Source organism: Streptomyces sp. NPDC059398 (assembly GCF_042751845.1).
GTDB lineage: Bacteria > Actinomycetota > Actinomycetes > Streptomycetales > Streptomycetaceae > Streptomyces.
Genome location: NZ_JBHYWP010000001.1, coordinates 236,680 through 239,711, shown reverse-complemented (window position 1 = coordinate 239,711; position 3,032 = coordinate 236,680). Strand labels below are relative to the sequence as shown.

Annotated in this window: 2 protein-coding genes and 1 pseudogene; 2 read left to right on the top strand and 1 reads right to left on the bottom strand. The window is 73.3% G+C overall.

Annotated elements, in window-relative coordinates; all coding sequences use genetic code 11:
- Positions 1-6 precede the first annotated feature (6 nt).
- Positions 7-699, bottom strand: a pseudogene (locus tag ACFXBC_RS01070) (GntR family transcriptional regulator); the annotation flags it as partial.
- Between the two features lie 119 nt (positions 700-818).
- Between ACFXBC_RS01070 and ACFXBC_RS01065 the strand changes: the two are divergent.
- Entirely contained in the window at positions 819-1,667 is an 849-nt protein-coding gene (locus ACFXBC_RS01065; protein ID WP_385016987.1) for a (2Fe-2S)-binding protein, read from the top strand.
- 166 nt (positions 1,668-1,833) lie between these two features.
- On the top strand, positions 1,834-2,922 hold the full coding sequence (locus ACFXBC_RS01060; RefSeq protein ID WP_385016984.1) for a DUF2637 domain-containing protein: 1,089 nt from the start codon (positions 1,834-1,836) through the stop codon (positions 2,920-2,922).
- Positions 2,923-3,032: the final 110 nt, after the last annotated feature.

Sequence of the window (3,032 nt, the reverse complement as noted above, 5' to 3'; positions counted from 1 at the left end):
GCCCTACAGCCCCAGCACGCCCGCGTGAAACCCGCGGTCCGACTCGGCGTAGCGGGCGCGGTCGCCGACCGCGGCGGCGGAGACCGTGGCATCGGCGAGCGGCCGCAGCTCGGCCCAGCGGCCCGCCGGGACGGCGTGCGCCAGCCGCAGCATCACCGGGACCTCGATCAGGGCCCGTACCTCGGCCAGCTCGGTGAGTTCCCGCGGGCTCCGCTCGGCGACCCGGAAACCCCGGTTCGGCACGACCTCGACGGCGCCCTCGACCGCGAGCTGCTGCATGGCCTCGCGTACCGGGGTCGCGGAGACGCCGAAGCGCTCACCGAGCACCGGCCCCGAGTAGACCTCGCCGGGGACCAGCTCACCGTCGACCAGGGCGGTGCGCAGCGCGTCGAGTACCTGGCCGCGCACCGAGTGGCGGCGCACCGGCCTCGGCCCGGGGTCCCCGGACGGCGCAGGCGGCGCGGGAGGCCCGGACGGAGTGGGAGGCACAGACAGCGTGAGAGGCGCGGACGGCGCCGGCCCGCCGGGCACCGGCCGTACCGCGGACGGCGCCGGCCCGCTGCGGCTGTGCTCGCCGGGGGCCGGCTGCCCGGCCGCACCGCGCCTGGGGCCGCGGGCGGGACCGGGGACCCGGGCAGGTCCGGGCGGGTACGCGGAGACGGGCGGCTGTACCGCGTCGCGTGCTCTGCCCTGTTCCACCTGGGTCCTCCTCCTGCGTCCTGTTCAGCACGATAGGCGGACGGGCCCTCAGTTCAAACATCGATCGCATCGGATAAGGTAAGGCTTACCTGCAAACGACCGCGATTCGGTGGCCCTGCATGACCGTCCCCACCCTGCTGCGCTCCCCCGTCACCGCCGCCTACGAGCAGCTGTCGGCGGTGTTCCCCGGCCTGTCCGTCACCGAGTCGGCCGACGGGCACCTCCCGTCCGGCGACGGCTGGGTGACCGCCGCCGAGCTGGCGGCGGGCGGCGGCGCCCTCGATACCTTCCTCGGCTGGGACAGCGCCCAGGTGCTGCGCGACTACGGGCAGCGGGCCAGGCCCGACGTCGTCGCCGGCTTCGGCTTCCACCGCTACGCCTGGCCCGCCTGTCTGCTGATCACGGTCCCGTGGTTCCTGCACCGCAGGGTGCCGAGGTTCCCGGTCGGCGATGTCGCCTTCCAGCGGACACTGGGCCGGATGGCCGTACGGACCGGCACTTTCGCGTGTCTGCCCGACGACCCGGCCGCCGGAGCGCCCGGCGCGCGGGTGGTGGCGGACGAGGACGCGCTGCGCGCCGAGGTACGGGCGGCGGTCGCCGAGCATCTGGAACCGGTGCTCGACGGCTTCGGACCGCGGATGCGCCGTGGCCGGCGGGCGCTGTGGGGAATGGCGACCGACGAGATCGTCGAGGGCCTCTGGTACATCGCCCATCTGCTCGGCGATGAGCCGCGCGGAGTCACGGAGCTGGAGCTGCTGCTGCCGGGGACGGCCGCCCCGTACGTCGGCACGGCCGGCTTCCGGGAGCTGACAGGACCGCAGGGCCGGCCGCTGCCGACCCGTGACCGCGCGAGCTGCTGTCTCTTCTACACCGTGCGCCCCGGGGACACCTGTGTGACCTGCCCGCGCACCTGCGACGCCGACCGAGTGGCCCGGCTCAGCGCCGACACCCCTCCTTCGGCTGACTGAATTCGAACTCAACACAGCTCGCACGCAAGGCAGTTCGATCAGATCGCCCCTATCCGGTGCTCCCCGCACTCCGTTGGCGTGCTCTTGTCCCGAAACGCTCTGAGGGTCCCGGGATCTGAGCAAGTATTGCGGCCGCAAGGCACTGACGCGATGCAAGGGACACCGCATGCGACTGACCGACATATCTCTGGACTGGCTGCTCCCCGGTGGCGTGATGATCGCGGGGGTCCTGGTCGCGGTGGCGGTGCTTGTGCGCGGCAGGCGCGCCGCCGACAAGGGATCGGCCGACGACAGCTGGGAGCGCAGCGAGGAACGCAGACGGCACAAGGAGGCGGTCTATGGAACCGCCTCGTATCTGCTGCTGTTCTGCTGCGCGGCGGTCGCCGCCGCGCTCTCCTTCCACGGACTGGTCGGCTTCGGCCGGCAGAACCTCAATCTCTCGGGCGGCTGGGAGTACCTGGTCCCGTTCGGCCTCGACGGCGCCGCCATGTTCTGTTCCGTACTGGCGGTACGGGAGGCGAGCCACGGTGACGCGGCGCTCGGCTCCCGGCTGCTGGTGTGGATGTTCGCGGGGGCCGCGGCCTGGTTCAACTGGGTACACGCGCCGCGCGGTCTGGCCCACGCGGGCGCCCCGCAGTTCTTCGCGGGGATGTCGCTCTCGGCCGCGGTGCTGTTCGACCGCGCGCTGAAGCAGACCCGGGTGGCCGCGCTGCGCGAGCAGGGTCTCGTCCCCCGTCCGCTGCCGCAGATCCGGATCGTACGGTGGCTGCGTGCTCCCCGGGAGACCTTCGGCGCCTGGTCGCTGATGCTCCTGGAAGGGGTGCGGACGCTGGACGAGGCGGTCGACGAGGTCCGTGACGACCGGCGCCAGAAGGAGCAGAACCGGCTCCGGAAGCGGGAGCACGACAAGCTGGAGCGGGCCCGTCTCAAGGCCATCAGCCGACAGCACCGGGCGCTGGGGCGCGGCCGCGGCGGCCGTCAGGTGGAGGTGGCGGGCGCGCCTCCGGCGGTGGGCGCGGCGCAGGCCGTGTCGGAGCCTGCCATACCCGAGCCGGGACAGCTGCCGCTGCGCTCCAGGCCCTCCCTGCAGGCCGTGACGGGTCCTGAATCCGACCGGGCCACGAAGGGACGGGACACCGCGAAGGAAACCGACGCGGTGACGGTCGACCTCACGGCCGAGGACGACACCCAGACCCTTCCCCGTCTCGACTCCCTGGAGCAGAAGCTGAAGGATCTCGAACAGCAATTCGGCTGAACCCGCCCTGGATTGGCGTGTCCGGCCCGAAGGGGGGGCGGGGGGTGGGTCGCCCAGCCGCCCCCGTGGGGGGGAACGCCGCCCATGTGCGCCGCAGGGAGGCGGGCGCC